Origin of the sequence: Kineococcus glutinatus (assembly GCF_039542765.1) — a bacterium.
Lineage (GTDB): Bacteria > Actinomycetota > Actinomycetes > Actinomycetales > Kineococcaceae > Kineococcus_A > Kineococcus_A glutinatus.
This window is the reverse complement of sequence record NZ_BAABIL010000050.1, coordinates 1-5,224: the sequence shown is the minus strand read 5'-3', so window position 1 is coordinate 5,224 and position 5,224 is coordinate 1. Positions and strand designations below refer to the sequence as shown.

At 74.7% G+C, this 5,224-nt stretch carries 4 protein-coding genes; all 4 read left to right on the top strand.

What is annotated here, in order from left to right; genetic code table 11:
• Positions 1–55: 55 nt before the first annotated feature.
• The 4 genes from pyrG to ABEB16_RS02430 all read left to right on the top strand — a co-directional run bounded on the left by pyrG (position 56) and on the right by ABEB16_RS02430 (position 4,712).
• The gene (gene pyrG, locus ABEB16_RS02445) at positions 56–1,771 is read left to right on the top strand and encodes a CTP synthase (RefSeq protein ID WP_345710683.1); all 1,716 of its coding nucleotides are present in this window, start codon (positions 56–58) and stop codon (positions 1,769–1,771) included.
• Positions 1,772–1,779: 8 nt separating this feature from the next.
• Positions 1,780–2,439: an NUDIX domain-containing protein gene (locus ABEB16_RS02440; protein WP_425560091.1), complete on the top strand. Its 660-nt coding sequence runs from the start codon at positions 1,780–1,782 to the stop codon at positions 2,437–2,439.
• Between the two features lie 65 nt (positions 2,440–2,504).
• Complete coding sequence (locus tag ABEB16_RS02435) at positions 2,505–3,449, top strand: site-specific tyrosine recombinase XerD (RefSeq protein WP_345710682.1); 945 nt, start codon at positions 2,505–2,507, stop codon at positions 3,447–3,449.
• A gap of 423 nt (positions 3,450–3,872) precedes the next feature.
• Positions 3,873–4,712 carry a ParA family protein gene (locus ABEB16_RS02430; RefSeq protein ID WP_345710684.1) on the top strand — a complete coding sequence of 280 codons (840 nt, stop codon included), beginning with the start codon at positions 3,873–3,875 and terminating at the stop codon, positions 4,710–4,712.
• Positions 4,713–5,224 lie beyond the last annotated feature (512 nt).

The window sequence follows — 5,224 nt, the reverse complement described above, 5'->3', positions numbered from 1 at the left end:
GTGTCTACGCGCGCCTGACGGCCGGGCGTGCAGGCGTGCGTTAGCATCGAAGTCCGTGGCGGACCGCACCTCGCAGCAGACCCTGAAGCAGCGCACGACCCAGCACATCTTCGTGACGGGGGGTGTGGCGTCCTCGCTCGGCAAGGGCCTGTCGGCGTCCAGCCTCGGTCGCCTGCTCCGCGCGCGGGGTCTCCGCGTCGCGATGCAGAAGCTCGACCCCTACCTCAACGTCGATCCCGGCACGATGAACCCCTTCCAGCACGGGGAGGTCTTCGTCACGGAGGACGGCGCGGAGACCGACCTCGACATCGGCCACTACGAGCGCTTCCTCGACGTGCGTTTCGACGCCTCGGCGAACGTCACCACCGGGCAGGTGTACTCCGCGGTCATCGCCAAGGAGCGGCGCGGGGAGTACCTCGGCGACACCGTGCAGGTCATCCCGCACATCACGAACGAGATCGTCGAGCGGATGCGCGCGCAGGCGCGCGACGACATCGACGTCATCATCACCGAGGTCGGCGGCACGGTCGGCGACATCGAGTCGCTGCCGTTCCTGGAGGCGGCGCGGCAGGTGCGCCAGCGGCTGGGGCGCGACAACGTGTTCTTCGTCCACGTCTCCCTCGTGCCCTACATCGGGCCCAGCGGTGAGCTGAAGACCAAGCCGACGCAGCACTCCGTGGCGCAGCTGCGCAGCATCGGCATCCAGCCCGACGCGATCGTCTGCCGCGCCGACCGCGAGATCCCGGACAGCGTCAAGCGCAAGATCGCCTCCATGTGCGACGTCGACGAGGAAGCCGTGGTGGCCGCGATCGACGCCCCCTCGATCTACGACATCCCGAAGGTGCTGCACCGCGAGGGCCTGGACGCGTACGTCGTGCGCAAGCTGGGCCTGTCGTTCCGCGACGTGGACTGGAGCACCTGGGACGAGCTGCTGCGCCGGGTGCACCACCCCGCCCACGAGGTGGAGGTCGCGCTGGTCGGCAAGTACATCGACCTGCCCGACGCGTACCTGTCGGTGACCGAGGCGCTGCGCGCCGGCGGGTTCGCGCAGGACGCCAAGGTGCGCATCCGCTGGATCGCCTCCGACGACTGCCAGAGCCCGGAAGGCGCGCGCCGCGCGCTCGGCGGGGTCGACGCGATCTGCATCCCCGGTGGGTTCGGGGTGCGCGGCATCGAGGGCAAGCTGGGCGCGCTGCGCTTCGCGCGGGAGAACGGGATCCCCACCCTCGGTCTGTGCCTGGGGTTGCAGTGCATGGTCATCGAGTACTCCCGCAACGTCGCCGGCCTGGCGGGCGCCAGCTCCACGGAGTTCGACCCCGACTCCGAGCACCCCGTGATCGCGACGATGGAGGAGCAGAAGCACATCGTCGCCGGGGCCGGTGACATGGGCGGCACGATGCGGCTGGGTTCGTACGACGCGCACCTGGAGCCGGGTTCCGTCGTGGCCGAGACCTACGGCGCCGAGAGGATCTCCGAGCGGCACCGGCACCGCTACGAGGTGAACAACGCCTACCGCCAGCAGCTCGCGGCGGCCGGCCTGGTGTTCTCCGGCGTCGCTCCCGAGCTCGGCCTCGTCGAGTTCGTCGAGCTGCCCCGCGAGGTGCACCCCTACTACGTCGGGACGCAGGCGCACCCGGAGTTCCGCTCCCGCCCGACCAGGGCGCACCCGCTGTTCTCCGGCCTGGTGGCGGCCGCGCTCGACCGCCAGCGCGAGGAGCGCCTCGTCGACGTGGAGACCGCGCACGTCGCCGCCGAGGTCGTCGCCTCGTGAGCGGCGACCTGCCGGGCCGGCCGGCGGGCGGTGCGGAGCTGGCGGACCGGCGCGTCGAGCGGGAGGTGAGCCGCTCGGAGGTCGTCTTCACCGGCCGCGTCTGGGACGTCGTCTCCGAGGACGTGGTGCTGCCCGGTGGGGACGGCCCGGCGACGGTGACGCGTGAGTTCCAGCGCCACCCCGGGGCGGTCACCGTGCTGGCCCTCGACGACGACGAGCGGGTGCTGTTCATCCGCCAGTACCGCCACCCGGTGCGCCACGAGCTGTGGGAGCTGCCGGCGGGCCTGCTGGACGTCGAGGGGGAGGACCCGCTGGCCGCCGCGCAGCGGGAGCTGGCCGAGGAGGCCGACCTGCGCGCGGACTCCTGGGCGGTCCTGGCGGACTGGTTCAACTCCCCGGGCGGTTCGGACGAGGCGCTGCGCGTGTACGTGGCGCGCGGGCTGTCGTCGGTCCCGGAGGGGGAGCGGCACGTCCGCGAGGACGAGGAGGCCGACATGCTCGTCGTGCGGGTGCCGCTGGACGAGGCGCGCGACGCCGTCCTGGCGGGGCGGGTGCACAACCCGGGTGCCGTGATCGGGGTGCTGGCGGCGTGGACGGCGCGGGCGCTGGGCTGGACGACGCTGCGGGCCGCCGACGCGCCGTGGCCGGAGCACCCGCGGCTGGGCTGAGCGGGCCGGTCCCGCCCTGCGTGCCGCTGCCCGGCCCGGGCGGCGGCACGGGCTAGGGTCGCCGCGTGCCCGCACCCGGTCCCCTGCAGCTGGCGGTGGAGGAGTACCTGGGCCACCTGGGGGTGGAGCGCGGACTGGCCGCCAACACCCTGGGGGCCTACCGGCGTGATCTGCAGCGCTACGTGTCCTTCCTCGACACCAGCGGTGTGGTCGACGTGGGCGGGGTGCGGGAGGAGCACGTCAGCGGGTTCGTGGCGGCCCTGCGCTCCGGTTCCGACGGGCGCCCGGCCCTGACGGCCAGCTCAGCGGCGCGGGCGGCCTCGGCGGTGCGGGGCTGGCACCGCTTCCTGCTGGAGGAGGGCCGGGCCGGGGACGACCCCGCGAGCGCCGTGCGGCCCCCGCTGCCGCCGCGGCGGCTGCCCCGGGCGCTGGACGTCGCCGAGGTCGCGCGGCTGCTGGAGGCAGCGGGGGCCGCCGACCCGCCGGGGGGGCTGCGCGACCGGGCGCTGCTGGAGCTGCTCTACGGCTCCGGTGCCCGCATCAGCGAGGCGGTGGGCCTCGACGTGGACGACGTGGTGGCCGCCGCGCTGGGCGAGGACGGCGTGGTCCGGTTGCGGGGCAAGGGGTCCAAGGAGCGCGTGGTGCCCGTCGGCTCCTACGCGCGGGCCGCGGTGGAGGAGTACCTCGTGCGGGCCCGGCCGGCGCTGGTGGCGGCCGGGCGGGGCACGCCGGCACTGTTCGTCAACGCCCGCGGCGGCCGGTTGTCGCGGCAGAGCGCGTGGGCGGTGCTGCAGTCGGCGGCGGTCCGGGCCCGGCTGGGCAGCCGCGTCTCGCCGCACACGTTGCGCCACTCCTTCGCGACGCACCTGCTGGCCGGTGGTGCCGACGTGCGCGTCGTGCAGGAGCTGCTGGGGCACGCCTCGGTCGCGACGACGCAGGTGTACACCCTCGTGACGGCCGACTCGCTGCGCGAGGTGCACGCCGCGACCCATCCCCGCGCCCTGCGCTGAGGGCGGCGCGGGGCGGTCCGGGGTGCCCGTGCCGGTGTCGGGGCACCCTGGGACGTGACCGCGGGGCCGGGCCCGACTAAGGTCACCCCGTCCACGGGGACGTGCTCCCGAGCGGAGGTGGGTCCTCGTGGTGGACCAGCCCGCCCCGCCCTCCCCGGGCCACGTCTCCTGCGAGGAAGTGCCGCACCCGTGACCAGCGATCCCCAGCCGGCGAGCCCGGTGAACGGCGGCGAGGAGCCGCTGCGCCCGGTGCCCCAGCCGCCCGTCGCGGTCCCGGCGTCCTCCGGCGCCGTCACCGAAGCGGCAGGCGTTCCCGGGCCCGCGCCGCTGGGTCGCGAGCCGGTCCTGCCCCCGCTGCCCGCTGCGGCGCCGCCGTCCGGTGCGGGGTCCTCCCCCGGTGACGGGGCGCAGGCCGCGGACGGGGTGCTGGGCCCGACCGGTCGCCCGCTGCCGGAGTTCCCCGAGCCGCGTCCGCTGGCGCAGCACGGGCCGGCGCGGGTCATCGCCATGTGCAACCAGAAGGGTGGCGTCGGCAAGACGACGACCGCCATCAACCTCGGCGCGGCGCTGGCCGAGTACGGCCGCCGCGTCCTGCTCGTGGACTTCGACCCGCAGGGCGCGCTGTCGGTGGGCCTGGGCATCAACCCGAACGAGCTGGACCTCACCGTCTACCAGGTGCTCATGGAGCGCGGTGTCGACGTGCGCTCGGTCGTGCGGGAGACGGCGGTGCCGGACCTGGACCTGCTGCCGGCCAACATCGACCTGTCGGCCGCGGAGGTGCAGCTGGTCGGGGAGGTCGCCCGCGAGAGCGTCCTGACCCGGGCGCTGCGCCCGGTGCTGCAGGACTACGACGTGGTGCTCATCGACTGCCAGCCCTCCCTGGGCCTGCTGACCGTCAACGCGCTCACCGCCGCGCACGGCGTGATCATCCCGCTGGAGTGCGAGTTCTTCGCCCTGCGCGGCGTGGCGCTGCTCGTGGAGACCATCGAGAAGGTGCAGGAGCGGCTCAACCCCGCCCTGGAGGTCGACGGGATCCTCGCGACGATGTACGATGGGCGGACGCTGCACAGCCGCGAGGTGGTGACGCGCGTGGTGGACGCCTTCGGCGACGCGGTCTTCCACACGGTCATCGGGCGCACGGTGAAGTTCCCCGACGCGACCGTGGCCGCCGAGCCCATCACCTCCTACGCCCGTCAGCACGCCGGCGCCGAGGCCTACCGGCAGCTGGCCCGCGAGCTCGTGGCCCGCGGCGACGCCGCCTGAGCGGTCGCGAGGCTCGGGGGCGGTTCCCGCCCGCGGTGCGCGGACGCCGGTGCGGGGGGTCCGTCCCCCGGACGGAGCAGTACCGGCTGTGCCGTCGCCCGGAAGGGCGCACTGCGCTCCGCACCCGGGTCGTGGCAGAGCGTCGTGGTCACGACCATTCGGTCGGCGAACCAGCGCTTTCCGTGAAGATCCCCCTGCGCTGCGCCACGGAAATCCCGACACTGCCGCAGCGGAAGGGTCGGGCAATTCCCGACGCCCGATTTTCCGGTCCGGTTTCGCCCTTATCCTTGGCCCCCGACGACGAGGGGGGCTGCCGTGGGTGGGCGTTGGCTGAGCGCGGTTCCGGTGCTCACGGAGGAGGCGGCCGAGGGCCTCATCGCGGCGCGCGTGGTCCAGGTGGTGCGCGCGGCGCCCGACGTCGTCCTCGTGGGCGACCCCGGCGAGCGCCTCACCGGCCGCGAGCTGCTGGCCCGCGCCGCGGCGGTGTGCGCCGCCGTCCGCGCCAGCGGCAG